This is a genomic window from Acidobacteriota bacterium, assembly GCA_016196035.1.
In the GTDB taxonomy this organism is placed as follows: domain Bacteria; phylum Acidobacteriota; class Blastocatellia; order RBC074; family RBC074; genus JACPYM01.
In genome coordinates this window covers 1-25453 of the sequence record JACPYM010000041.1, presented here as the reverse complement: position 1 = coordinate 25453, position 25453 = coordinate 1, and the positions used below count along the sequence as shown (strand labels likewise).

16 protein-coding genes and 3 pseudogenes are annotated in these 25453 nt (G+C 60.6%); 2 read left to right on the top strand and 17 right to left on the bottom strand.

All coding sequences use genetic code 11. The annotated features are described in order from the left end of the window. Nucleotides 1–60 precede the first annotated feature (60 nt). The 3 genes from HY011_14210 to HY011_14200 form a co-directional block, all read right to left on the bottom strand. The gene (locus HY011_14210) at nucleotides 61–1002 is read right to left on the bottom strand and encodes a hypothetical protein (protein ID MBI3424082.1); all 942 of its coding nucleotides are present in this window, start codon (nucleotides 1000–1002) and stop codon (nucleotides 61–63) included. 69 nt (nucleotides 1003–1071) lie between these two features. Continuing rightward, nucleotides 1072–1917, bottom strand: a complete 846-nt coding sequence (locus HY011_14205) for a methyltransferase domain-containing protein (protein ID MBI3424081.1) — start codon at nucleotides 1915–1917, stop codon at nucleotides 1072–1074. 248 nt (nucleotides 1918–2165) lie between these two features. Beyond that, a complete protein-coding gene (locus tag HY011_14200) occupies nucleotides 2166–2324 on the bottom strand; it encodes a hypothetical protein (protein MBI3424080.1) in 159 nt (52 codons plus the stop codon). A gap of 232 nt (nucleotides 2325–2556) precedes the next feature. Between HY011_14200 and HY011_14195 the strand changes: the two genes are divergently transcribed. Then, nucleotides 2557–2730 (top strand): hypothetical protein, encoded by a 174-nt coding sequence (locus tag HY011_14195; protein MBI3424079.1) that lies wholly within the window; start codon nucleotides 2557–2559, stop codon nucleotides 2728–2730. Between the two features lie 130 nt (nucleotides 2731–2860). Then, entirely contained in the window at nucleotides 2861–3004 is a 144-nt protein-coding gene (locus HY011_14190; GenBank protein ID MBI3424078.1) for a hypothetical protein, read from the top strand. On the opposite strand, the gene HY011_14185 is transcribed toward HY011_14190, so the two are convergent. From HY011_14185 to HY011_14120, 14 genes and pseudogenes are all read right to left on the bottom strand, one after another. Continuing rightward, the gene (locus HY011_14185; protein MBI3424077.1) at nucleotides 3001–4629 is read right to left on the bottom strand and encodes a tetratricopeptide repeat protein; all 1629 of its coding nucleotides are present in this window, start codon (nucleotides 4627–4629) and stop codon (nucleotides 3001–3003) included. The two genes, HY011_14190 and HY011_14185, sit on opposite strands and share 4 nt — an antisense overlap. 153 nt (nucleotides 4630–4782) lie before the next feature. Further along, entirely contained in the window at nucleotides 4783–7731 is a 2949-nt protein-coding gene (locus HY011_14180) for a hypothetical protein (GenBank protein ID MBI3424076.1), read from the bottom strand. A gap of 830 nt (nucleotides 7732–8561) precedes the next feature. Next, complete coding sequence (locus tag HY011_14175; protein MBI3424075.1) at nucleotides 8562–10958, bottom strand: VCBS repeat-containing protein; 2397 nt, start codon at nucleotides 10956–10958, stop codon at nucleotides 8562–8564. A 14-nt stretch (nucleotides 10959–10972) separates the two neighbouring features. Further along, nucleotides 10973–11236, bottom strand: a pseudogene (locus HY011_14170) (delta-60 repeat domain-containing protein). Nucleotides 11237–11272: 36 nt separating this feature from the next. Further along, nucleotides 11273–11530, bottom strand: a pseudogene (locus HY011_14165) (delta-60 repeat domain-containing protein). A 39-nt stretch (nucleotides 11531–11569) separates the two neighbouring features. Continuing rightward, nucleotides 11570–11821: pseudogene (locus HY011_14160) on the bottom strand (delta-60 repeat domain-containing protein). A 32-nt stretch (nucleotides 11822–11853) separates the two neighbouring features. Continuing rightward, nucleotides 11854–12573 carry a delta-60 repeat domain-containing protein gene (locus HY011_14155; GenBank protein MBI3424074.1) on the bottom strand — a complete coding sequence of 240 codons (720 nt, stop codon included), beginning with the start codon at nucleotides 12571–12573 and terminating at the stop codon, nucleotides 11854–11856. A 38-nt stretch (nucleotides 12574–12611) separates the two neighbouring features. Further along, a complete protein-coding gene (locus HY011_14150; protein MBI3424073.1) occupies nucleotides 12612–13034 on the bottom strand; it encodes a hemin receptor in 423 nt (140 codons plus the stop codon). A gap of 117 nt (nucleotides 13035–13151) precedes the next feature. Further along, on the bottom strand, nucleotides 13152–13529 hold the full coding sequence (locus HY011_14145; GenBank protein MBI3424072.1) for a hypothetical protein: 378 nt from the start codon (nucleotides 13527–13529) through the stop codon (nucleotides 13152–13154). A 593-nt stretch (nucleotides 13530–14122) separates the two neighbouring features. Continuing rightward, complete coding sequence (locus tag HY011_14140) at nucleotides 14123–16993, bottom strand: protein kinase (GenBank protein ID MBI3424071.1); 2871 nt, start codon at nucleotides 16991–16993, stop codon at nucleotides 14123–14125. Between the two features lie 184 nt (nucleotides 16994–17177). Beyond that, nucleotides 17178–17747, bottom strand: coding sequence for a sigma-70 family RNA polymerase sigma factor (locus HY011_14135; GenBank protein ID MBI3424070.1), 570 nt, complete (start codon nucleotides 17745–17747; stop codon nucleotides 17178–17180). A gap of 173 nt (nucleotides 17748–17920) precedes the next feature. Further along, nucleotides 17921–23977, bottom strand: coding sequence for a VCBS repeat-containing protein (locus tag HY011_14130; GenBank protein ID MBI3424069.1), 6057 nt, complete (start codon nucleotides 23975–23977; stop codon nucleotides 17921–17923). Nucleotides 23978–24092: 115 nt separating this feature from the next. Continuing rightward, a complete protein-coding gene (locus HY011_14125; protein ID MBI3424068.1) occupies nucleotides 24093–24689 on the bottom strand; it encodes a hypothetical protein in 597 nt (198 codons plus the stop codon). A 128-nt stretch (nucleotides 24690–24817) separates the two neighbouring features. Continuing rightward, on the bottom strand, nucleotides 24818–25165 hold the full coding sequence (locus HY011_14120) for a response regulator transcription factor (protein MBI3424067.1): 348 nt from the start codon (nucleotides 25163–25165) through the stop codon (nucleotides 24818–24820). Between the last annotated feature and the right edge of the window lie 288 nt (nucleotides 25166–25453).

Genomic DNA, 25453 nt, shown 5'->3' with positions numbered 1-25453 from the left:
TCCGCGAGCGAGTTGTCAGATCGGCTGGGAACCGACCTGACAACTCCGTCTTCAATGCGCCTAGCAGAAGACCGGCGCGACCTCTTCGACGCGCTGGCGCAACTTTGGCGACAGCCGTTCGAGCGTAGCGAGGAAGTTCGGGTGCGTCATGCCCGAACCCAAGAACGTCCAGCGCAACGCCCGATGTTGTTTGGTCAGAAACTCGGCGCGTTCGTCCGCGTTCAGCGTGCGGCCCGTGCTGCGTTGCAGGTTTTCCAAATTGAATTCGGCCTGCTGGCGCTGCCCCGCATCGAGGAAGCCGCCGATTTCCAGGTATTCATCAAAGGCTTTGTTCAGTTCGGCCTCGCTGCGCCCTTCGGCCAGCGCTTCGACCATCAGCGTGTCGAGCTTGGCGTGTTGCGCTTCTTCCATCCAGTGATGCTTGAGCAGGCTCTTGAACTGCGGGTCGAGTTGCTGGTTGTCCCGAATGCTTTCGGTGTAGTGCCGCTGCGACATCCATTCGATGTGCAGGATGGTCAGCGCCACGGCCAGCGGATCGTGCGCGAGAATCGCCTGGGCGACTTCCTCCGGCGGGCCGATGAACAGACATTCCGACCCAAACCCGGCTTCAAACTCGGCGCGGAATTTCTTGAAGAGGTGAATGTGTTTGGCCTCTTCGGCGGCGAATTGCAGAAAGGCGCGGGTGCGGTAATCGTCGCCTTGCAAGTGCGGCCGCGCGTGATCGAGCACGAAGGGCAGAATGGACTCTTCGACCAGCCCAAAGGCGCAGAGGTAATCGAAGCCGCGAATCTGATTGAGCGTCAGCTTTTCGGCGGGCGTCAGGAAGCTGAGTTCCTCGACGCGCGCGAACGATTCCGACATCAGCGGCTGGGTGAAACTAATCCGCTTGTCGCCGCCGATGATGTCTTCGATGCGCCAGTTCACCTTTTGCGAGGCGGCCAGCGTGTCTTGATAACTGTAAGTTGGTTTCGTCGCGGTTTGTGTTTGTGTTGCGATCATCATTTGTAAGCTCCTGCTTTTGAATAAAATTCGGATAAAGATGGTTGTGGTTGATGTGCGTTGAACGTGGCATCACTGCTGATGCATGCCGACATTGGCGCGCGTGCCAATGACTTCCAGATATTCGGCGACGATTTGCGTCGTGCCGTCGGTGGCGCGGTTGTGCGCCGTCCAAAGTTGCTCCAGGTCGCGGCGTAACGCGGCTTGACCAGCTTGATCCAGCGCCGCAAATGCCCGCTGCGTGGGGCCGTACCAGGTACGGAAGAATTCCACCGCCGCCGTTGGTGTCATGGGAAACGCCATCACCAAGTCGCGCCGCCGGCATTGCAGCTTGACAAAATCGCCTTGCAAGCGTGCACGCACCGTCGCTTCATCGCCCCACAAAAGCGGCGAGGGCATTGGCGGCGGCGGCACGTGTTGGCCGGTGACTTTGAACATCTGGCCGATGAACCCCGCGGGCGTCCAATTCGCCATCGCCAAGCGCCCGCCGGGACGGCAGACGCGCGCCAGTTCCACCGCAATCAGATTGGGTTGCGGAGCGAACATCGCGCCGAACATGGTCACAACTTCGTCAAACGCGGCGTCGGCATAAGGCAGGTTTTCAGCGTCGCCTTCGTCAAATTGAATTTGCACGCCTGCGTCTTTGGCCCGTGCGCGTGCTGTTTCCAATAAGTTCGGCGCGATGTCTACGCCAGTCACCAACGCGCCAGCACGCGCCGCCGGGAACGCGAGATTGCCTGTACCACAGGCGATGTCGAGCAGGCGTGCGCCGGGTTTCAATTGCAGGCGCGTGATAAATTGTGCGCCGCCGGCCCAAATGATTTCCGCGATTTTGTCGAAATCACCCGCCATCCAGGTGGCTTTCAGCTTGGCCTTCAAATTTGCCAATTCGGTTACGGTCGTGGTTGCTGCATTCATGGTTTTTCTCCTTGGTATCCGTGGTGTGAACGGATTAGACCGGTTTGCAATTGCGTTTACGGGAGCGCGTTGGGCCGGGACGGCACCGCGCGCGTGAGCAAGCGGTGCGTCAAGATTACGCCGTTGGCTAAACCGCCCAGGCTCCGCTTGCTCACGCGCGCGGTACCGTCCCGCTGCGCAACTTTTCCCATATACCGAGATGAAAACCGATCTAAGTGATCTGCAAAAAGTCCTTTGACAAAAACTATTCACCACGAAGCAACGAAGAGCACGAAGAAAGAGAAGAAAGAGAAGAAAACATCAATGTTGATCGGCCTCCTATCTTCTCCTTCCTGTTCTTCTTCGCGCTTTTCGTTGCTTCGTGGTTGTCCAGGAATATTTTGCTGCCTACTTAAGCGATGTTTCATGAATTTTCTCCTCATTGGTACTGAACTCTTACGGTTGCGTAAGCACACCTCCGGCGCACCGGACGTGCCTGCGCTGTGGTTCTGAACAACGTCTTGGTTGCTCGCCGTCACATGCGAAAGCCGCACGCGAAACTGCTAGTCACGCACAAGATTTTTTTCAGAAGAAAATTTCGTCACTGCCGTCAGCAATTACACCTCCGGGTTTCGCCTGTAACTGATGAAAGGGGGCGTGATGAATGGCAACGGATTTGTGGGAGTGTTTGAACAACTGCGCGTGCTGCGCTTGGCGCTGAGCGTAATGGCTCCGTTTGTGACGATGCTGACGGCGCTGACGCTGGTGGCTTTTGTCGGATATTTGCTTGGCGTCTGCCAGCTATGCCGGGCGGAACGTAAGGCAGGCAAGTAAGGTTGGGATTGTGCGACAGCGCTTTATGCTTAGGCGCTCTCGCGTCCAGTTTGGCTAAGGCGGCCTCGCATTTCGCCACGGCGCGCGCGGCCTGTTCACGCTGCCGTTGATCGAAACTGGTGGAGGTTGCATGTCGGCCCCATTCTTCCCAAAGGCTGAGCGAACGTTGCGCGTATTGACGGGCTTCGCGCCAATGGTTGAGCCGTTCGCCGACTGGCGCGGCGGTGGCGCGCGCGGCGTGATAGCGGCTCAGCCCGGCGTAAGAATCGGCTAGCCGCCAACGCACATAGAGATCAGCCATTGTTCGACAGGCGGCGTTTCGGCCAGGGTGAGCGCCGCGCGGTAATGGGCCAACGCGCTGTCGTGATCGCCAGCTTCCAGCGTTGTATCCGCCAGCGCCAGCAACGCCGCATGCAATTCAGCGCGTGTTTTCAGGTTGGCGGCGTCGCGCGCCAGCAAGTCCTGCCAGGTTTGGCGCGCCTGCCGCAGGTTTTGCAACGCGCCGGGCCGGTCGCCCAGACGGCGCAAGGCATCCGCCAAACCTTTGAGGTATTGCGCTTCGCGGCGCAACAGTTGCGCGTCTTGGGGTGTGACCGCCAGCATTTCGCGCATGATGCCGAGCGCCTGCCGGAATTGTTCGACGGCTTGCGCAGGCTGATTGAGCGTCAGAATTTCTCCCACCAGCCGATGGCCGCCCGCCAAATCGCGGCGCGCGAACGCATCTTTGGGATCGAGCGCGGCCAATTGTTCGGCAATCGCCAAAGCCGCGCGGTAATGTTGCAGCGCCGTCTGTGGCTCACCCAAATTGATAAAGCGCGGATTGCCGGAAAGATTGCCGAGCCAGATCAGGCCGATCATGCGCACCCGCAGATAGATCGGATCAGCCACGTGCGCGGGCAGTAATTCGTCCACCAATTCCACCGATTTGCGATAACCGGCCAGCGCGCCCGGTAAGTCTCCGAGCGTCACCAGCGGCTCGGCCACACGGGAATGACTCATCGCCAAGGTCAAGCGCGAGCCATCAGTCGGAAACGCCGTGAGGCGGCGCTCGGACAACCGTATTTCCCGGCGATAACTGTCGAGTGCGCTGACCGGATCACCCGTGTCCAGATAGGTGTCACCCAAACGAGTGTGGCAATTTTGCAAGAGGCGGATGTCTTCCAGCGCGGCAGTTTGCCCGGCCAGTTTTTCAGCGGTGGCAAGGGCCTGCTGCAACGTCTCGTGCGCCGCCGCCATGCCCCCGGACTGCGCTTGCAAAATGCCGAGTTTGAAATATCCCTGCGCCAGCAAGCGCGTCATTTTCAGCTCAGGGTTGCCATTGCGGTTGAGTTGTTGCGCCAGCTTGAGGCCCTTTTGATAACTCTGCATGGCTTCTTGCGAATGGCCCAGATTGGCGGCCCAGGGATCGCCCTGCACATCGCCGACTTTTTGATAGGCCACCGCCAGTTCCCACGCAAGCTGCGGGTCTCCCGTCATTTCTTGCGCCAGGTTATCCAGATATTCCAGCGCCGTTTTGGCGACCAGTCCGCGCGCTTCGGTGGTGCCGGGTACGTTCTGAATCTTGTCGTGAAAATCGAAGAGAAATTTATTCGCCAACGCGCGCACCTGGGCGAAACGGTATTCGGCGCGCGCGCGTTCGGCCTGTGCCCGGCGCGCCGCATAGGCCGTCGCCAGGATGCCGCCCAACAGGCTGAGCAACACCAGCGCCACCGCCGCCACACCCACGCGATGCCGCTGCACGAATTTGCCCGTGCGATACGTAAAGGTGTCGGGGCGAGCCTGCACCGGCAAGCCCTCCAGATAACGCCGCAGATCGTCAGAAAACTGTTCGACCGATTGATAACGCCGCTCCGGTTCTTTGCGCAGCGCGGCTTTGCACAAAAAGTCCCGTTTGCACAAAAAGTCGAGTGATTGCGTAGAAGCGCGCGCAAATCCAAATGACTTATCGCCGCTTTTTTTCAACCTGCACAAAAAGTCCGTCATTTTTAGAGGTTTTTGTGCAAAGCCGCGGGAGTGGGCAACCGCTGCCGTTGCCCACTCCAACGCGTTCAATCATTGAATGTTGAGCGTGACCACGTTGGCAACTTTCCCATCCACGGTCAACCGCACAGACACCGTACCAGCACCCGCCAGGGTGCGTGGGAGCGCCCTTGAGTTGATTTGATCAAGGCCGACCAGCCCTTGGGTGCCGGCAAAGTCCACGCCCTGCGCCGGGGCGTTGCCGATGGTCAGCGTCACGGCATTCAGGTCGCTGCGATTGCGGATGCCCGTGCCGAACAGCACCAGGATGACCTGTTCGCCAACCGGCCCCAGACTGATCGGGACGGGGACGAACGCGCCGCCTTGCAACTGCGCCACCGGTTCAACAACCTGCGCTCCATTGGCCCGCACACGCACCAATACGGCGGCCGGCACCCCTGCGCCATTGGCGTTGGCAGTGAATAGCCCTGGTTCGACGGCGCTGATGGTGGTGTTGGTGGAAGCCACGAGATTGCCGTCACGCACGACTGAAATCGTCGCCGCGCCAGTGCTGGTGCCCGGCGGAATCTGGAAATTGAACTGCCCCGGCGAGACGAAAAAGAGCGAAGCCGCCCGCGCCGTATTCGCGGCATCCCGGACGAGCACACTGGTGTTCAGGAGCGTCAGCGGCAGCGGCAACCCGTTGTTCGCCGCTGTCCCTGTCGTCAGGTTCTCGCCAAAGACGCTGACGATGCTTTCCTGCGCCAGCGGCGCGCCTTTGAAATTGGCTGATGAAACGACCGCCAATCCGCCGCGCTCAAAAGCACCGATGTCCGCGCCGTCGCCGCCCGTGGCATTCGGCAGACCGGGATCATCCACCGGCCGCCCCACGCCGCGCTGATCGGTGGCCGCGCCGGAACTGTTGCCTTTATCCAGCGCCGGGCTGCCGAACAGCAATGCATGCGTCAACGTCGAGCCGCCGTTGTTCGCCAACGGGCCAAGCTTGGCGTCTACCTTGTTGGCGGCGGTTCCGACGACGTTGCCGTTGGTATTGGTGAAGCCGCTAGTGCCGTCGCTGTCCAAGTTGAAGCCCAGCGAGGTCAACGTCGTGTTGGACTGTATCTGGAAGTTGATACCGCTGTTTCCAGCTACCAGCGTGTTCCTGAGTTGGGTGGTCACGGCAATGGCTCCGCCAAAGTTGATGTTTCTGATCGCAGGGGAACTGCCTGTGTTGGCTGCTACCGTGCAATTTGTCAGGATCGTTGTTGCGGTTTGCCCGCTGGCGGCGGCGGTCGCAATTCCGCTGGAAGCCCCCGCATTTCCTGAAATGGTGCAGTTGGTCAAAGTGGCCGTGACATTCGTGGTATTGCCAATGTGATACAACCCGCCGCCGTCGAAGTTCGCGGTATTGCCGCTGAGCGTGCTGCCGCTGATCGTCAAGCTCCCGTCAAGGTTAAAAATGCCGCCGCCGCCGTTCGCCAGATTGCCAGTAATGCTGCAATTATTAACGACCAAGGTGCCGGAGTTCAGGATGCCGCCGCCTTCACTGGTTGGGACGCTGCCGTTGGTGATGGTCAAATTGGAGAGGCCTGCCATCACGCCAGCATTAATCTGGAAAACGCGGTTGAGCTTGCCCGCATTCACCGTCGTCGTTGCCGCGCTGGCCCCCTGCAAGTTGATGCTTTTGCCGACGACCAGATTGTTTTCAGGATAAGTGCCGCCCGCGATCACCAGATCATCGCCCGCGACGGCGACCGCAATGCCGCGCGCAATCGTTTTGAAAGCCAACGCCAGTGTCTCTCCGCTATTGGCGTCGTTGCCGGTGACGCCGTTGACGAATTTTGAACGTAACTCATACGCGCCGATGTCGAAACCCGCCGCGCCTGAGCCTTTGCCATTCACACCGCGCGCCAAGCCGCGTTGATCAATGTCGGGTGCGCCGACTGTGGTGCCCGCATCCACCGCCGGGCTGGTCGCCAGCAGGGCATGCGTTTGCGTCGCGCCGCCGTAGTTGCCCAGCGGCAAGAGTTGCGGGTCGGTGTTGAGCTTGTCGCTGGATTGGGTCAGAAAACCGCCGCCGTTGTCGCTGGCCAAATTATTGCCTTGCGATAAGACGCTGGCGTTCGTGCCTCCTTTTATCAGGTTCAGCGCGGAGTTATTGGCCACAATGGTGTTTCTCAAGATGGTCTGGGCCGTCCCTCCTTGATCATATGTCCCAATCCCGCCTTCGGGCACGCCCTTGTTGGCTGTGACGGTACAGTTGACCACAACGAGGGTCCGCGTGGGGCCGCCAAAATTTATGTTGATGATTCCAGCAGTACCATTATTGGCGGTATTGCCGCTGATCGTGCTGTTGACCACATCAGCGCTCCCCACATTGTATAGCCCCGCGCCGTCGAAATTGACGGTGTTACCACTGATCGTGCTACGAATAACGGCCAGCGCACCCTGGTTATAAATGCCGCCTCCGCCATTGGCTAGATTGCCAGTGATCGCGCAGTTGGTGATAGTCAACACGCCGCTGTTTCTAAGCCCGCCGCCTTCGCCGGTTGGGACGCTGCCATTCGAAATCGTCAGACCTGTAAGATCGACGCTCACGCCACTATTGATCTGGAAAATGCGGTAATCCCCGCCGGTGTTGCGGCGCACGGTCAGCAGGTTCGCGCCCGGCCCGTTAATCATCAGATTGCTCGCAATGTCAGGCAGCACCCCGGCCAAATTGATCGTGCCATTCACCGTGATGTTGATCGTATCCGCTCCCGCGCCATTCGCATTGGCATCCAGCAACGCCTGCCGCAACGAACCTGCGCCACTGTCATTGAGATTCGACACGGTGAAGACGGCTGCGGGAGCACTGGGCGCGGCGGTTTGCGCGCTGACGTTTGCCTCCACAGACGGTACGGGCCTGCTGACGCGCGGTTCTTGCGCTGACGGATTTTGCTCCGACTGCGCGTGCGCGGGATACAAGTAAACTGACAAGGCCAGCACAAGGCCAGCCAAGACCAGGCACGGAACTGACAAAGAAGGGTTGATTCGGTTCATGGTTCTTATCCTTTGCGGTAAACGACAGTGGGTGGAGCAGGCGATTTCGTACTGCTGGCATAGCGCGCCGCTCGTTAAAAACTGGTGACGACCTGCATGAAAAAGCAGCGATGTGCGACCTTTACTTTGAAACAGCGCACTAGATCAGTTTGCAATTGCGTATACGGGGCAGCGTGTGGGGACGGTACCGCGCGCGTCAGCAAGCGGCACAGCGTCGTTGCACCAATGGTTCAACGGCTCAAACACCGCTGGCTGACGCGCGCGGTACCGTCCCGCCGCTCAGTGTTTTCCCGTACACCGAAGTGAAAACCGATCTAATCCCAAAGCCCGCTTGCGCTAGCAATGGATGGGCTGTAGAAACGCTTATTTACGCTAATCAAGATCGCCTTCACTTACACATGCGCAGTCCGCAGACAGAACCCGCCAACCGCCGAAAGAAATCTTCCCCTCCGGCCTCAAACTAAGTTCGTTTATTTTTTTGAGGTAGAAGACAGCGGCGAGTGTGGCGCGGGCTGGCAACGCCACACATACAGGTTTTACAGCGCCGCTTGAGCGAAACCGATCACGAAATTTTGGCCTTTGCGAATGACCGGGCAGCGCAACAAATTGGGTTCGGCAGAGGTGAGTTCGACCAGTCCGGTACGCAAAGGCAAGGCTGCGGCAAAACCATGTCTTTAACGCCGCAGCTCTTGCGCTCAAAATCCACCGCCACGGTATCGCCGCTAAAAGCGACTGCGGTGCCAAACGCAGTGGAAAATGCGCCGGGCTGTGCCAGCTTGAAGCAGCTTGCACAGCCCGGACGGTTTGCGATGGCGCTAACTCGCAAGCGCTTATTTAACGCCCTGCGCGGGCACCGGCACATCACCCTGTTGCCCGTGCGCTTGAATCAGGTTCGTGTGGTTCGAACTGCGCAACACATACCACGTCCCCGTCGTGGGCCGCCAGACCGCGATGTCGGCCTTACCGTCGCCGTCATAATCCGCCGGCACCGGCACATCGAAATAGGGCGCGTAGTTCGCCCCCCACAGTTGCAGCACGGGGCTGCTGGGCGTGGCGCTGGGGCGGATGTACCAGAGCGAATCCTGCCCGCGCCAAATCGCCAGGTCGGCCTTGCCATCGCCGTCGTAATCCGCCGCCACCGGCACGTCGAAGTATGGCGCATAACCCGCCCCCCACTGAATGGTTTGCGCGCCGCCGCTGCTTTGCTTGATGAGCCAATCGCCCGTGCTGAGCCGCCACACCGCGAAATCCGTCTTACCATCGCCGTCGTAATCCGCCACCACCGGCACATCGAAGTACGGCGCATAGCCCGCGCCCCATTGGATGGTTTGCGTGCCGCCGCTGCTTTGCTTGATGAGCCAGTCGCCCGTGCCGGGCCGCCAAACCGCGAAGTCCGTCTTACCATCGCCGTCGTAATCCGCCGCCACGGGCGTGTCGCCCGGCTGCCCCCAGACTTCGATCAGGTAGCTGCTGTCGGAACTGCGTTTGACGTACCAGGTGCCATTCGTGGGCCGCCAGACCGCCAGATCGGTCTTGCCATCGCCGTCAAAATCACCTGGTGTGGGCACGTCAAAGTACGGCGCATAGTTCGCGCCCCAGAGATCGAGAATGGCTTGGTTATCGCTGCTCTTGCGGATGTACCAAATGCTATCGGCCCCGCGCCAAATGGCCTGATCGGTCTTGCTGTCGCCATCATAGTCACCCGGCACAAGCACATCGTTGTAGGGCGCAAAGCCCGCGCCCCATTTGACAGTTTGTGTCTGGTTGTTGCCGCTCTTCACAATTGCCCAATCGCCGGTGCTGGGCGTCCAGACAGCGAGATCGGCTTTGCCGTCGCCGTCGAAATCGCCTTTCTTGGCTTTGGCCTGTTGCGCCGGGTTGACGGTCAGCGTGTAGCTATTTGCTTTGGTACAAGCGACCCCGTCAATAACTGTAACGGTAAACGTGAACGCGCCGCTTTGTGTGGGGGTGCCGGTCAATTGCCCAGTGGCGGCCAATTGCAAACCGTTGGGCAACGCGCCGTTGGTGACCGCGAAGCTGTAGCCCCCCGCGCCGCCTGTGGCCGTCACTGTCTGGTTATACGCGGCATTCATCTGCGCATTCGGCAAGGCTGCTGGATTCAAGGTGAGCGAGCCGCAACCGGACGGCAGTGCGGACGTTTGCGTGACGGTTACGGTTTGCCCGGCGATGGTCAACGTGCCGGTGCGTGACCCATTGCCGGGGTTGGCCGTGAAGGTGAAGCCGATGTTGGCGCTGCCACTGCCGCTGTTCACGTTAGGCGTGAGCCACGCGGCATTGCTCTGCGCCGTCCACGCGCAATTCGCGTTGGAAGCCGTCAAGGCAACGCTGCCCGCGCCGCCCGCCGCCGCAAAGTTCTGGCTCGCGGGATTGAGCGTGAACGTGCAGGACGGCAGATAAAACTGGCACACCGATTCAACGATGGAGCCGGAGCCGTTGCCTTCGCCCGTGCTGTAGTAGCCACGAAAGCGCAAGTAGATGTTTTGCGCGACCGGCAGTCCCGCCACAGGCACCGAAAGACCCGTTCCCAGAAAACTGTAATTGATGCCGTTAGTCGAGTACTCATACGTGTGGCGGGTGACGTCAGGAAGGTCTCCGCTCCACAAAAAGCCAATCTGAGTAGCGTTGTTGAACAAACTCCATCGCAGCATGCTCCCCGCCGTGGCGGACAGGCGGCCCAGATTCGCGCGCGCCTGGCCGCCAAGGGTGGCAAACGGGCCGCCGGCCAGCAGCTTGCCGTCCGCTTGCAAGGCAAGCGCATTGACCAAGCCGTCCGCGCCCGGATTCCAATTCGCATCGAGTGCATTGTTCACTTGGAATATGCGCGCCAGATGTTGGCGCGGTTGTCCGTCCACGGTCGTGAAGCCGCCGCCCAGCACCAGTGTGTTGGAAGCGAGCGGAGCGAAGCTGTAAACCGGCCCATTCAGGTTTCCGCCCGGATATACAAACAGCGCGCCGCTTCCATTCAATTCTCCGAAATAGCCGCGCGGCTGGCCGTTCAGCGTCGTAAAGTTGCCGCCCACGTAAAGATTATCGGTGCCCTCAGCATACAACGCGAAAACCGCCCCGTTCGCCGCGGGGTTGAAGGACGTGTCAGTACTGCTGTCGGCATTGAGCCGCCCGAGGTTGGCGTGCCCCGCGCCATTGATAGTGGCGAAAGCGCCGCCCACCGCGATTTGGCCGTTCGCGTACCGCGCCAGCGCATACACCTGGCCGCCGACTGCGCGTTAAAGCTGACATCCAGCGTGCCGTCGGCGTTGAGCCGCGCGATGCGCTGGCGTCCCTGACCGCCCAGGCTGGTGAATGCGCCGCCCACCAAAATCTTCCCGTCGGGTTGCAGAACGATAGTTTCGACCGTGCCGTTCGGTTCCGGCGCAAAGCTCGCGTCCAGCGTGCCGTTGGGATTGAGCCGCGCCAGCCGCGCGCGCGCCTGCCCGGCAATTTGCGTGAAGAGGCCGCCGACGATGAGCTTGCCGTCCGGCTGCACGCAGACGGTATGCACGTCGGCATTCGGCGCGGGGTTGAATGTCAAATCAATTGCGCCGCTCACGCGTCCCAGCCGGACAAGCGAGACAAGGCCCAGGCTGGTGAAGCTGCCACCCACCACCACCGCGCCGTCCGGTTGCACGGCGAAGGCATGCACGGCGTTGTTGGCGTTGAGCGCCAGGTTGTCATCCAGCCCGCCATTCGGGTAAAGCCGCCCCAGGCTGCTGTGCGCCAAACCGTTCAAGGTGTTAAAGGCGCCGCCCACGACCACCTTGCCGTCAGCTTGCACCAACAACGCGGCGACATCCTGATCCGTGCCGGAACTGTAATTGCCCAAGCTGCCGTTAGAATTGAGCCGCGCCAGGTTGCTGCGCGGCTGTCCGCCGCCGGTGTTGAAAACGCCGCCAAGAATGATTTTGCCGTCGGCTTGCAGCGCCAGGGCGTACACCCCGTTGCTGGTATTCGCCAGGAAGCCGCCATCCACACTGCCATCCGGGTTGAGCCGCGCGAGATTGCCGCGCGGCTGTCCGCCGACGGCATTGAAATAACCGCCGACCACCAGTTTGCCATCGGCTTGCACAGCCAACGCCAGGATGGAAGTAGCATTGTTAAGGCCCATCACATTTGGATTAAACCCGGCGTCAAGCGTGCCGTCGGCATTGACGCGCGCCAGGTGATTGCGCGTTTGCCCGTTGACGGTCGTGATTCGCCGCCGATCACTATGCGCCCATCGGCTTGCACGGCGAAGGCTCGGACATCGAAGTTGGCGGCGGCGCTGAAACCGGCGTCGAGCGTACCGTCGCTATTGAGCCGCCCGACTCTGTTTTGTGTTTGCCCAGCCAGCGCCGTGAATGCGCCGCCGACCAGTATCTGTCCGTTCGGCTGTAGGGCGATGGCCCCTATCACGTTATTCGCGCCCGAATTATTGAACGTGTTGTCGAGAGTGCCATTGCCGTTCAGCCGCGCGAGGCGGCTGCGCGCTTGCCCGCCCAACGTGGTGAAGCCGCCGCCGACAATGATCTGGTCGTTCGCTTGCACCGTCAGGGCATAGACGCCGTTGTTCGCGCCCGGATTAAAACTCGCATCAAGGCTGCCGTCGGCATTGAGCCGTGCCAGATTGCTGCGTGGCTGCCCATTCACCACGCTGAAGCTGCCGCCGATGATGAGCTTGCCGTCGGATTGCGCCGCCATTGCGAAGACGTTGCCGTTGACGCTGGGATTGAAGCCGTCCGCCGCCGTTTGCGACCGCGCCGCGCCGGTGAGCAAGAGTGTTATTACGCTGACGGCCAAAACCAGCCGCAGCGCCTGCCGTGAAATTGTGTCGTACTTGCGTAACATAATGTTCCTCTCCTTCTGTTTCGTCTTTGTGTTTCAGGTCAGGCAGCAACCGCCGCCTCTTGCATGGTTTGTTGCATCGTCTCGCTGACCAGCGTATAAACCGCCGTCCAGGCCGCGCGCATCTCGTCGGTGAACGCCGCGCCCAGCCCTTGTTCGAGCGTCCAGAGCAGCGCCGCGCCGACGGTTTGGTAATGGTGTGATTGAACTCCGTAGGCGATATGCCGCGCGCCCAGCCGTTGCAACGCGGGTTTGAGCGCCGCCGGGTTGTCGAGTCCGCTGACGGCCACGGCCAGCATCTGCATCAGCTTGCGCTCCTGTTCGCGCAGGTCGCTTTTGAAAAGTGGCCGCAAGGCTGGATCGAGTTCAAAAAGCCGTTGATAAAAGAGCGCGGCGGTGGTCTCGGCGCTTTCGGCGACTTGCGCGAAGCTGGTTTGCACCAAAACTTTTTGTGCCTGCTTCATCGTTGGTTCTCCTTCTCTGGCTGGTTTGGGCAAAGCAAAGGGGCACGCCGGGTGCCCCTTTGTTTCGTCCTGATGATTGCGTTGTGTGGGATCAGCGGCGCCTGTCCGCGCGGCTGGTTATTTAACGAACACCCATGCCTGACAGGTGTAATTCTGTCCGGCCTTGCCGTGAATGGTCCCTTGCGCATTGACCGCGAGCGCGGCGCTCAGATCGTTGGAACCGCTGTCGCCATCGCTGGCCTTGTAAAAGACCTCGGTGTTCGCCGCCAGCGTCTTGCCGGTCGTATTGGTGATGCTCATATTTTTCGAGACATCCTGATGACCGCCGCTGTTCTTGCAGGGCAGGATCACCTTCTTCGAGGGCGTCACGGTCATCCCCGCATATGGGTTGATGTTCGTGGGCGGCGGCGCTTGGCGGCCTTGGGCCAGTGCCGTCAGCATCAACGCGCTCGCCAGTGCCAGTGTGGTCAGGGTCAAATAGAATTTGTTTTTCATAGTGTCTTCTCCTTCGTTGCTCAAAAAGTTAATCGTGCGGCAAAGCGTCAGGCTTTGCTTAGTGTCGAAGGCGACTTCCGCCTTCACCTACACCCGCGAAAAATGCCGCCCAAATCGCTCACGTCCAGGAAAAATTTCTTGGGCTAAATTTTGCGGTACCAGATTTGGAGTGCGGCGACTCGTCGCCGCTTTTCATTCGCGGCGGACGGTCGCTGGTTTCCTACAGTTGTTGCAAGCCAACGCAAAGCGGCGACGAGTCGCCGCACTCCAAAAAAGTTATCAGGGAAGACTGAATGCTAAGAGATGGTCGCCGTAAATTCGTTGAGGGTTCAATCACTACCTCTGCGCCGCGTGAGCGGCGGCTGACTTTAGCCCGGCGTTTTCAACGCCGGGAAGGATAGCGATGTTTTCTGCGTCGCGTCAGCGACGCTTGAATTCAGGCGTCGCTGACGCGACGCCAAAATCTCAACGGCGTTCTCCGTGGGTTACACCCACGGCTAAAGTCAGCCGCCGCAACCGCGGCGAAAACGTGACGAACAACCCTCAAAGGAATTATGGCGGACAGTATTAAGAGATGGTCGAACAGGCGGCTTTCACTGGCCGGGAACAGCACTGCCCGTGAGTTGTGCCAAGGCGGCTTCGGTATGTGCCAGATGTTGCGCGGCTTGGGCACGTTGCGCTTGGGTGAAGGTATTGGGCGGATGAGCCGCCAGCCAGTTGTCCCAAACGGCCAGCGCTTGGCGCTGCCATTGTTGCGCGGTGCGCCAGTGGGTAAGGCGTTGCGCGGCGGGCTGCGGCTGGGCGGCGAGCGTCGCGTAATAACGACCGAGGTTGGCGTAACTGTCGGCCAGATGCCAGCGTTCATAAAAACTGGCTGGATGCGCGTTGGCCGCGGTTTCGCTGATGGTCAGCGCGCGGCGGTAATACTCCAGCGCCGCCGCGTGATCGCCTGTCGCCAGTAAACAATCGGCGAGTGTGTGCAGCGCCGCGCGCAAATCGTTTTGCAGATCGGGATCAGCGGGGTGTCTGGTCACCAGCGTTTCAGTAAGGGTTAGCACCTGTCGCGCAGTTTGCAGCGCGCCTGCACGATCTCCCAGCCGCAACAACGGCACCGCCAGGCTGCGCCAGTAATTCGCCTGACGGCGCAGAAAACGGAATTCGTTGGGTGACTTTTCCAGCAAAGCCTGGATGACGGCGAGCGCCCGGCGATAAGACTGCACTGCCGCTTTGGCATCGCCATCCGCCGCGAGCGTACCCAACCGCGCCTGGGCATTCGCTAAGTCCATTTGCGAAGCGGCGTTCTTCGGGTCTCCCGCCGCCAAAGCCTCCGCTAGCGCCAATGCGCGTTCGTAATGCTGCCGCGCGGCTTGCCGGTCGCCCTGATTGGGGTAAAACGGATTGCCATAAAAATTGCCGACCCAGCCCTCGCTGACCAACAACGCCCGGCGGTAAAACGCATTGTCAGGAAATTGTTCGACCAGCACCGCATTAATCGCCGAAGACTGCTGATAACTTTGTAACGCGCCCGCCAAATCGCCCATTGCTGCGAGCGTCTCGCTGATGTGGCTGTAACAAGCGCCCACGGCGTACTGCGCCTTGTCGGAAGGGTGCTCTGCCGCGCGCTTCGTGGTGAGTTGTTGTGTATGGCGATAACTCTCGAGCGCGTGCGCCGGGTCGCCGCTGTCCAATTGAATATCACCAATGCGGTCGTAGGCATTCTCGATTGTGACCAAATCGCGGTCGTTGCCCGTCTGTTGCGCCAATGGTTCGCCTACGCTGACAGCCTGTTGCAGCGTTTGTAAGCCGCTGACTTTGTCGCCGTTTTCCGATTGCAGCACGCCGAGCTTGAAATAACCGTCCGCCAGGATATGCCGCACCTCACGATTGGCCGGGTCGCGGGCAAATTGCTGGCGGGCCAGCGTCAGGCTTTTTTGATAGCTCTCCATCGCTGCTTCGCTATGGCCCAGACTGAACGTGAACGGATCGCCCTGCACATCGCCGACACGCTGATAGGCCACGGCCAGTTCGCGTTCGAGCGCGGCATCACGGCTGGCATCGCGCGCCAGTGAATCCAGATATTCGAGCGCCGTTTTCACCAGCAATTCGCGCGCTTCGGTCGAGCCGGGCAGGTGTTGAATCTTGTCGTGAAAGTCGAACAGGAAAGTGTTGGCGAGTTTGCGCACCTGCTGAAAGCGCTGTTCGGCGCGGCGCGCCTGATAGGTCGCCACGCCGATGCCGCCCAGCAGGCTGAGCAAGACCAACAACGCCGCCGCCAGCCCCAGCCGGTTGCGCCGCACGAATTTGCTGGCGCGATAGGTGAAGGTGTCGGCGCGCGCCGTCACCGGCAAGCCGGCCAGATAGCGGCGCAGGTCCTCGCTGAATTGTTCGACCGATTGATAGCGGCGTTCAGGCTCGGCGCGCAACGCCATCAGCACAATGTTGTCTAGATCGCCCGCCAGTTGTTTGGGCAATTTCGGCGCGCCCGTCGGGCTGACGGCTTCGCTCGGTTTGGGCGGCGCGGTGGCGACGGCGTGCTCCACGGCGGCTGTGGCGCGCGTGTTGAATTGGTGCGGACGCTGTCCCGTCAACAATTCGTAAAGCACCACGCCCAGTGAATACACATCAGTCGTGGTGGTCAGCGTCTGGCCGCGCATCTGTTCAGGGCTGGCGTATTCGGGCGTCAGCAACCGCAACTCGGTCGCGGTTTGGGTTTGCGGATCAGCGTCATCAGCCGCCGCCAACAATTTGGCGATGCCGAAATCGAGCAGCTTCGGCAAGCCCACTTGATCTTCCGGGCCATCGGGCCGACTGTCGGGCGCGGGCGCTACTAGAATATTGCTCGGCTTGAGGTCGCGGTGCACCACCAATTGCTGATGCGCGTATTGCACCGCCGCACACACCTGGCGAAACAGCTTCAGGCGTTCGGGCACGCCCAAGCCGCGCGCCTGGCAATAGGCGGTGATCGGCTGCCCCTCGACGTATTCCATCACGAAATAAGGCCGCCCATCCCCGGTCATGCCGCCATCCAGCAAGCGCGCGATGCAAGGATGTTCCAAGCGCGCGAGAATCTGCCGCTCGCGCCAGAACCGTTTGAGCACGAATTCAGTATCCATGCCGCGTTTGACGACTTTGAGCGCGACCTGCTTTTCAAATTGCGCGTCGTCGCGCACCGCCGCATAAACCACACCCATGCCGCCTTCGCCCAGGCGTTCGCCGATGCGGTACACCCCAATGTGCTGGCCGGTCAACTCATCTTGCTGCGCTGTGAATTCGCGCGCCACGCCTTTGACCTGCGCCTGAATGAAACTGTCGGCCTGTTCCTGCGCCAGCAACGATTTCACCTCGGCGCGCAACGCCGCATCCTCCCCGCAAGCTTGCGCCAGAAAAGCGCCGCGCCGCGCCGGTTCCTGCTCAACCGCGACTTGGAAGAGAGCTTCGATTTGCTGCCAGCGTTCAGGAGTCATAGGTGGAGGAAGTAGTCGGTAGTCAGTAGTCAGTAGTCAGTAGTCGGTGAGTGGTGAGCGGTAGCGAGGAGCAGTAAGGGATAATGGGTAATGAAATGCCATTGGGCGCTGATCTCTCAAACTACTGACTACTGACTACTGACTACTGACTACTGACTACTGACTACTGACTACCGACTACCGACTACTTCTTCGTCAGTTCCCGTTGCAACCACGCCTGGGCCAGGCGTATTTCGCGCCCGACCGTGGCGAGCGAGATGGATAAGACGGTGGCGATTTCTTCGTTGCTCAACCCGCCGAAGTGGCGCAATTCAATCACACGACATTTGCGCGCATCGAAGGCTTCGAGCGCCCGCAGCGCGTCATCCAGCGCCACTAGATTGGACATTTCGGTGGGTACGACGGTGAGCGCTTCGTCAAGCGGGAGCTTGGCCGCGCCGCCACCACGTTTGGCGGCCTTCTGGCTGCGCGCGTATTCGACCAGGATTTGCCGCATCAACTGCGCGGCGATGCCATAAAAATGCGCGCGATTCTCCCAGGCCGGAAACTCATGGCCCGCCAGCCGCAGATAGGCTTCGTGAATCAGCGCGGTAGTTTGCAAGGTATGCGCAGCGCGTTCGCCGCGAAAATGGCCGTGCGCGATCTTGCGCAATTCCTGATAGACCGCTGGCATCAATTGCGCCAGGGCCGTCTGATCGCCGTTCTGCCAATCGTGCAGCCAACGTGTGATGTCATCTGTCGTGCTTGAAGCCATAACAGTGTTCTCCGCCGAGATGATGCGCGCGGAAACTTAGCACAACGCCATCAGCGCGGACAATTCGCGCCGGGCCAGATGACGCGGCAGTTGGCCAAGCTACGCTGATGAAACAAAACAGGCCGTGAACGCACGCACGTTCACGGCCTGTTGAGCAACTTGCTGAGACTGGCTTACCGCACGCCAAACGCCGGCACCGGCACGTCGCCGCTTTGCCCCTGGTTTTGGATCAGGAAGGAACCGTCTGTGCTGCGCTTGACGAACCACGTGCCCGAGCGCCGCCACACCGCAATATCCGCCTTGCCATCGCCGTCGTAATCGCCCGGCGTCGGAATATCAAAATACGGCGCATAGTTCGCGCCCCAGAATTGCAGGATCGGGCTGCCCGGTGTCGCGCTGGGGCGGATGTACCAGATCGAATCCGCCCCGCGCCAAATCGCCAAGTCCGCTTTGCCGTCGCCGTCATAGTCCGCTGGCACCGGCGTGTCGAAATACGGCGCATAGCCTGCGCCCCATTGAATGCTGGTGATGGTGTTCGTTGAGCTATTCAGGATGATCCAGTTCGGCGCGGGCGCAATGGCGCCAGGTCGAAAAACAGCCAGGTCGGTCTTGCCATCACCGTCGTAATCGGCTGGCACGGGGATGTCGTCCTGCTGCCCGTGCGTGACGATCATGTTTTGCCCGTCGCTGCTGCGCCGCACGAACCAGGTGCCGCTGCGGCGAAAGACGCCGATGTCGGTCTTGCCATCGCCGTCGTAATCGCCCGGCGTCGGAATGTCGAAATACGGCGCATAGTTCGCGCCCCAGAGTTGCACGAAAGGTTGCCCATCGCTGCTCCTGCGGATGTACCAGATCGAATCGGCCCCGCGCCAGATGGCGTGATCGGCCTTGCCATCGCCGTCATAATCGCCCGGCACAATGTCATCGAAATACGGCGCATAACCAGCGCCCCATTGCTGCGTCGCGGTCGCGCCATTGCCGCTGTTGATGACGCTCCAATTCGTCAACGGCGGCGCAGCGGTGGGACTGAAAATACTCAGGTCGGTCTTGCCGTCGTTGTCGAAATCGGCTTTGGCCTTGGGTCTGAAGGTCAGCGTGTAGGCGCGCGTGCCGCTGCAATTGTTTATATCGGTGGCCCGGATGGTGAAGTTGAAGACGCCCTTGACCGCTGAGAGACCCGCGAAAAGGCCGGTTGAGCCATTCAGCGTCAAGCCCGCTGGCAAGGCGCCCGCGCTGACGCTCCAACTGATTGCGCCCGCGCTGCCGCTTTGCGTGAAGATTTGGCTGTACGGCACGCCCGCGATGCCCAGCGGCAAGCTCGCCGGATTGACTGTGATGGCCGGGCAGACACTCACGGTGAAAGTGGTGAGCGTGCCCGCCGCGACGAAACTGCCGTTGGTGTCGGCAACCTGACTGGCCTGCATCACGACGCTGTAGGTGCCGTTGTCGGCGAAATCCCAACTGCCGCCCGGTGGCGCGATGGAATAGGTGGCTGTGCGCGGTGAGCCGTTGGTGTTGATGTTCACGCTGACAAACGCCGCTGCCGCGTTGAAGCTGCCGACCGGACTGGTGACGCGCACGTCGCTGCTGTCGAGCGTGGCGACGTTGAGGCCCAGATCGTCAGTGTAAGTAACGGTGAACGTGTAGCTGATCGCGCCGCTTGTCGTGACATTGGCGGCGTTGGCGTTGGCCGTCGGCGGCGCGTTGACGGTATATGCTTCGCCCGTCGTAAAGTTGCCGTTGCCCGCGCCCAAGCCGCCAAGGGGCACGCCTGAACCATCCACAATCGTGTCGTCGTCCGTGACATCGAGCCGCAGGGTGCCGCTGCCCGTGCCGGTGTTGACGGTCACGTTATAGACCGCCCCGCTGCCTGAAACACCGGTAATCGCCGCTCCGGTCAGCCCGCCCGTCGTGGTGAGCGTGAAATCGCTGGCGCCGACACCGGCAGGATTAACATTGGCGCTAAACGTCACGGTGTAACCGGCGCTCGTGCCCGCATTGGCCGGATTGGAACTCGCCCGCACGATAGACACCACCAGCGGCGGCGCGGCGGCGGGAATGGTCTGTGCCTCAAACGCGCCGATGTCGGTGTTGTCGCTGCCCGGCACGGTGCCGGGCAAATCAACGGTGCGATTAAAGGCCAAGCCGCGTTGGTCGGTGATTTGGCCTGAGCCTGTGTTATTACCCGCATCGAGCGCGAGACTGCCGCCGAGCAAGGCGTGCGTGAGCGTCGGGCCGCCGTTGTTTTGCAGCGGGCCGAGGCGCGGGTTGAGCGGATTCGTGCCCGTGCCGCTCTGGTCGCCCGTGCCGCTGAACGTAAGCGCGCCGCGATTGCCGATGAGGTTGAAGCCGGTGGAGGTAATGCCCGTGCCGCCGTTGGCGACCACATCGGGCTGCGCAGCGTTGTTGGCATTCGCCGCGATGAGGCTGCTGCGGATGGTGACAGCGCCGCTGACTCTGAAAACACCGCTGGCACTGGCTGCGCCCGCCGCCGAGTTGTTGGTGATGGTGCTGTTGGTGATGGTTGCGTTGCCGAGATCGCTTCGGATGCCGCCGCCGTTGTTGTCCCCGTTCGGCACGCGATTGCTGCTGATGGTCGAATTGGTGACGGTCAGGTTGCCCAAGTTCTCAATGCCGCCGCCCCTCCCGAAGAGGCCGTTTGCCGTATTGCCGGAGATGGTCGAATTGGTCACCGTCAACGTACTGCTGCCGCTGTTGAAAATGCCGCCGCCGCTTAATTCTGCCGTATTGCCGGAGACGGTCGAGTTGGTCACTGTCAACGTGCCGTTGTTGCGAATGCCGCCGCCGAAGTCACTTGTCATATTGCCGGAGATGGTCGAATTGGTCACCGTCAACGTGCCGTCGTTGGAAATGCCGCCGCCGCCGCCGCCGACGAGGCCGTTTGCCGTATTGCCGGAGATGGTCGAGTTGGTCACCGTCAACGTGCCGTCGTTGCGAATGCCGCCGCCGGAGTCGGCATTCCCGCCGGTGATGGTCATCCCGCTCAGCCTGACGGTAAAGCCGGAGCCTATATTGAACACACGGCTGGTGTTGTTGCCCGAAATGGTCAACAGGTTCGCACCGGGGCCGTTGATGGTTAAGTTTTTGCCGATGGCAAGTTCCGTCCCGCCGAGTGTGATGGTCTGCGATGTGTTGAAGAGCGCCGCGAAGGCGATGCCATCGCCCGCCGCCGCCGCCGCCAGCGCTTCGCGCAATGAGCAATCGGCGTCGCACACGCCGTCGTTGGTGTCGGCGGTTTTGGTGACGGTCAAAAGCTGGCCTTGAAACTCGAACGCGCCGATGTCGGACTCGTTGCCGCCGCTGGCCATCGGGATGCTGGTGATGTTGACCGGGCGCGTCAGCCCGCGTTGGTCGGTCGTGACGCCCGCACCGCCTTTATCCAGCGCGGGACTGCCCGGCAGCAAGGCGTGCGTCGGCGTTGTGCCGCCATTGTTGGTGAGCGGGCCGAGCAACGGATTGATTTGCGTTGTGCCATTGCCGGTTTGGTTTTGGTTGGCGGGCGTAAAGCCTGTCGCCGTGCCGACGTTGCCAATCAGATTAAAGGCGGAAGCCGCAGCAAATGCGCCGCTCACATCCGGCTGAGTCGCGTTGTTGACATTCGCCGCGATGAGGCTGTTGCGGATGGTGACAGTTCCTGCTTGCCTGAAAACACCGCCCACGCTGAATGCGCCCCCCACCGAGTTGTTGGTGATGGTGCAGTTGGTGATGGTTGCGTTGGCGTTATTGTTATAGATGCCGCCGCCGTTGTTGTCCCCGTTGGGCACGCGATTGCCGCTGATGGTCGAATTGGTGACGGTCAGGTTGCCCTGGTTCTCAATGCCGCCGCCGCGGTCGCTGCCGCCGCCGTTTGCCGTATTGCCGGAGATGGTCGAGTTGCTCACCGTCAACGTGCCGCCGCCATTGCTAATGCCGCCGCCGCCGCCTAATGCTGCCGTATTGCCGGAGACGGTCGAGTTGGTCACCGTCAACGTGCCGCCGTTGAAAATGCCGCCGCCGAAGCCGGTGTTTGTCGTATTGCCGGAGACGGTCGAGTTGGTCACCGTCAACGTGCCGCCGTTGAAAATGCCGCCGCCGAAGCCGCCGATGCCGCCGATGCCGGTTGCCGTATTGCCGGCGATGGTCGTGTTGGTCACCGTCAACGTGCCGTTGTTGCGAATGCTGCCGCCCTCGCCGTCATTCCCGCCGGTGATGGTCATTCCGTTCAGGCTCACGGTAAAGCCGGAGTTGATATTAAACACACGGCTGGCGTTGTTGCCCGAAATCGTCGGCAGGTTTGCGCCGGGGCCGTTGATAGTGAGGCTTGAGTTGATGGCGAGTTCACCCGACGTGAGCGTGATGGTCTGCGGCGTGTTGAAGACGTTGTTGTCGAAAATGATGTCGTCCAGCCCCGCGCCGTTGGTGTTGGCGGTGTTGATGGCTGCGCGCAGACTGTTCGCGCCGCTGTCGTTGGTGTTGCTGACGAGGATGGACTGCATCTCCACCGCGCCGATGTCCGCTAGGGTTGCGGGGCGGGCGACGCCGCGTTGGTCGGTGGCCGAACCGGAAGCGTTGCCCACATCGAGCGCGGGACTGCCGCCGAGCAGAGTGTGGGTCGGCGTCGTGCCGCCGTTGAGCGCAAGCGGGCCGAGGCGCGGCGTCGCGGTGGTGATGTCGTTGACGGCGGGCGTAATTTGGTTGTTGAAGTTGTCGCTCAGATTGAAGCCGAGCGTCTGGAACGTCGCCGCGCCGCCGCCGAAGTCCATTTGGGTTGCCAGGTTGTTTGGCGTGTTGCCCGCGATGATAGTGTTGCGGAGCGTCGTCGTGGCGGTACTGCCGGCGTTCTGTGTGGAGGTGAGAATGCCGCTGCCATTGGTATTGCCCGCAATGGTGCTGTTCGTCACTTCCAATCTGCTGTTGCCGCTGAAGCTGAAATTGATGATACCGCTGCCGCTGTTAGACGAGCCAATATTACCGCTGACGGTGCTGTTAATCAGGCGCAAAGTTCCTCCGCCGTTACCGTTATAGATAATCCCGCCGCCAAAAGTTGCCGTGTTGTTGCTGAAAGTACAGCCGGTAAAAACTCCGTCGGCGGAGTTTAATTCAACCCCGCCGCCGCCGCCGTTGTTAAGCGCTTGATTGCCGGTGACGTGAACACCCGTCAGCGTCAGATTACTTTGGCTGAGAATGCCGCCGCCGGTGCTGCCCACCCCTCCGGTGGTAGCGCGTCCGTTGCTGATGGTCAGGCCGCTGAGGGAGACATTGGGAATGCCGGACAGAATGTTGAAGATGCGAAAGTCGGGCGCGGTGTCGGCCCGCCGCACGGTGAGCAGATTCGCGCCGGGGCCTTGGATGGTCAGGCTCTCGCTGATGTCGGGCAAGACGGTCAGGAGGTTGATGGTCTGCGGCGTATTGAAGAGCGCTGAGAAATTTACCAAATCGCCGTTGCCCGTATTCGCCAGCGCCGCGTTAAGCGCCTCGCGCAAAGTGCATTCGGCGGCATCGCACACGCCGTTGCCGGGGTCGGCGGTGGAATTGACCGTGAACACCGTCGGCACGGTCAGGGTCAACAGCCAGCCGCCTGAAATGCTGCCCACATCCTGCCCCGCATCGTCCACGACATAGAGCTTCCAATCGCCATTCGGATTGGTCAGATTGAAGACGCTCAAATCCGCCGCCGCATCGGTCAGCGTGTTGGGCGCGGGAAATGGCGCGGGGAAAAAGTCCGCATTCGCCGGGTCGTAATTCGCCGGGCGGGTTGTGCCGGTTACGAGCGGCCCTTCATCCGGCAAGACATTCGTCGAAGTCGGGTTAAAAGTCAGATTGAGGCCGCTGACGCCCGGATTGCCGCCGCCCGCGTCCGACATAATCACAGCGCGCTGCCCCTGCGGGCCAACGAGGATGATGTCTACATCGTCGGGGAAGGTGTGCGAGAACCCCAGCAACCTGACGCTGACTCCGGTGACCGTCGCCGGACTCACGCCGCTGACTGTAATGGTCGAAGGATAGAGCGAGGCGGTGGTGGCGTCGTTGATGGTGATCGGCGCGTTGTTGCCGAAGATCACAGTCGTACCCGCCGGGCTTGCCGGTGCCGCAGTGTTGGCCGCTGGTACGCGCGCGGGCGCGGCGGGCGGCACCTGTTTTTGGGCTTGGGCACTGGACAACCGCTGGCCCAACCAGGCCACGCTGACGACGATCAGGGTGAGTAGCGTGAATTTGCGAAGGTCTGACATAGCGATCTTTACACCTCGTTGGGGTTTGCGCGTGGATGGGAAAGTTGAGTAACGCAGCGGGTGGGACGATTTGGCAAATCGTCCCACCCGCGCGGCACGCCAATGGCCAACTGCTCTAATTGGGAATGGGGTGTACAAAGACCGCTGCCGATCCGGCTAAGCCCGTCGGCCCCAGGGGAAGCGAGGCCGCCAGCATAAAAATTTGCAGCCACGTCAGCGGCCAATAGACACCGGTGTGATTCCAGTCGGTCAGCTTGATCTGCGCAATTTTGATCACGAAAACCAGCGCCACCGCCGCCGCAATCGGGCCAGCCACGGCAGCACTCACACCCGCCGCCGCCGCCAGTGGCCCGGCCAAAGCGGCGGCAATTTTTTTGGCGTCGGTGATGCCGTCAACGATGTCCGTGGTGAACTGCTCATCCGTCACGATCTTGATGCCCCACCAATGGGTGGTCACACTGATATTGCCCGCCGCCGTCACGCCCTTCGCGTTTTTTGTAAGCTTGGACTTCTTCACCGCGCCGGGGGCGGGGGCTGGTGCTCCCACCGTAACTGCGGTGGGGAAATTCAGCACGAGGGGAATGCCTGCCGAGGTGAGAACTTTGAGCGGGTTCTTTTGGAAGGCGGCTTTCTTGGCCGGACTCGAGTTAATCTCGTTGAGTAATTTCGAGAACCTCTTTTCCATATCTTTCTCATTGATTCCAACGAACATAATTTGTCTCCTATTTTGGGTTGGGCACTTACCGGATGATTGTCGAGACTGCCAAAGCGCCTGTTGATGACAATCTCAAACCAGACAGCGGGGGAGCGGTGCTTGAGCGTAGACAAGCCGCCCAGGCTTCAAATGCTTGAGCCAAGCAACGTTTTCAACTCTTCCAGATTTTCTTTCAGCACGAACGCCACCGCGCCAACTTCAGCAGCTTGCCGCCGTGTTCGCGCATCGCCATAAGCGGTCACGATGCAAATGTTGGCGGCGGGATAACGGGCCTTGATCTGGCGGCTCGCGGTAAAACCGTCTACGCGCGCCATCTGAATATCCATTAACACCCAGTGTGGAAGATTGGTTTGATACGCGGCGAAAGCTTCGTCGCCATCGGCGCATTCGATGATGGTGTCGGCAAATTCGCTTACGGTTTCGCGGAGCATCGCGCGCATCAACGGATTGTCTTCCACAATCAAGATCATCATTTGGTTTGCTGAAACAGTGCGGAATATGAACGGCGGGAGCATGGCGTGGCGGCGCGGCTTTGGGTATCCGCTGAATTACGGTTTTTTCTCCGTAGAAATACGGAGGGTAAGTCCGTAGAAATACGATCTCTGGGAGAGGAAGAGATTACGGAACATCTCTAAAGACGGTTTCGGGGTCAAGCGGAAAATGAGCAGGCTGCGCCCCGCCCGGCGCGGCGCGACGATTTTTTTGATTCGCGTGATGTGACAAGTCAGCGTAGTTCATGGGTTAAAGGCAGTGCTTGGTTT

What these genes read in the sequence shown, in the direction of transcription:
- HY011_14210 (MBI3424082.1), bottom strand. Translation starts at nt 1,002, where the DNA reads ATGATGATCGCAACACAAACACAAACCGCGACGAAACCAACTTACAGT.
- HY011_14205 (MBI3424081.1), bottom strand. Translation starts at nt 1,917, where the DNA reads ATGAATGCAGCAACCACGACCGTAACCGAATTGGCAAATTTGAAGGCC.
- HY011_14200 (MBI3424080.1), bottom strand. Translation starts at nt 2,324, where the DNA reads ATGAAACATCGCTTAAGTAGGCAGCAAAATATTCCTGGACAACCACGA.
- HY011_14195 (MBI3424079.1), top strand. Translation starts at nt 2,557, where the DNA reads ATGAATGGCAACGGATTTGTGGGAGTGTTTGAACAACTGCGCGTGCTG.
- HY011_14190 (MBI3424078.1), top strand. Translation starts at nt 2,861, where the DNA reads ATGTCGGCCCCATTCTTCCCAAAGGCTGAGCGAACGTTGCGCGTATTG.
- HY011_14180 (MBI3424076.1), bottom strand. Translation starts at nt 7,731, where the DNA reads ATGAACCGAATCAACCCTTCTTTGTCAGTTCCGTGCCTGGTCTTGGCT.
- HY011_14155 (MBI3424074.1), bottom strand. Translation starts at nt 12,573, where the DNA reads ATGTTACGCAAGTACGACACAATTTCACGGCAGGCGCTGCGGCTGGTT.
- HY011_14150 (MBI3424073.1), bottom strand. Translation starts at nt 13,034, where the DNA reads ATGAAGCAGGCACAAAAAGTTTTGGTGCAAACCAGCTTCGCGCAAGTC.
- HY011_14145 (MBI3424072.1), bottom strand. Translation starts at nt 13,529, where the DNA reads ATGAAAAACAAATTCTATTTGACCCTGACCACACTGGCACTGGCGAGC.
- HY011_14140 (MBI3424071.1), bottom strand. Translation starts at nt 16,993, where the DNA reads ATGACTCCTGAACGCTGGCAGCAAATCGAAGCTCTCTTCCAAGTCGCG.
- HY011_14135 (MBI3424070.1), bottom strand. Translation starts at nt 17,747, where the DNA reads ATGGCTTCAAGCACGACAGATGACATCACACGTTGGCTGCACGATTGG.
- HY011_14130 (MBI3424069.1), bottom strand. Translation starts at nt 23,977, where the DNA reads ATGTCAGACCTTCGCAAATTCACGCTACTCACCCTGATCGTCGTCAGC.
- HY011_14125 (MBI3424068.1), bottom strand. Translation starts at nt 24,689, where the DNA reads ATGTTCGTTGGAATCAATGAGAAAGATATGGAAAAGAGGTTCTCGAAA.
- HY011_14120 (MBI3424067.1), bottom strand. Translation starts at nt 25,165, where the DNA reads ATGATGATCTTGATTGTGGAAGACAATCCGTTGATGCGCGCGATGCTC.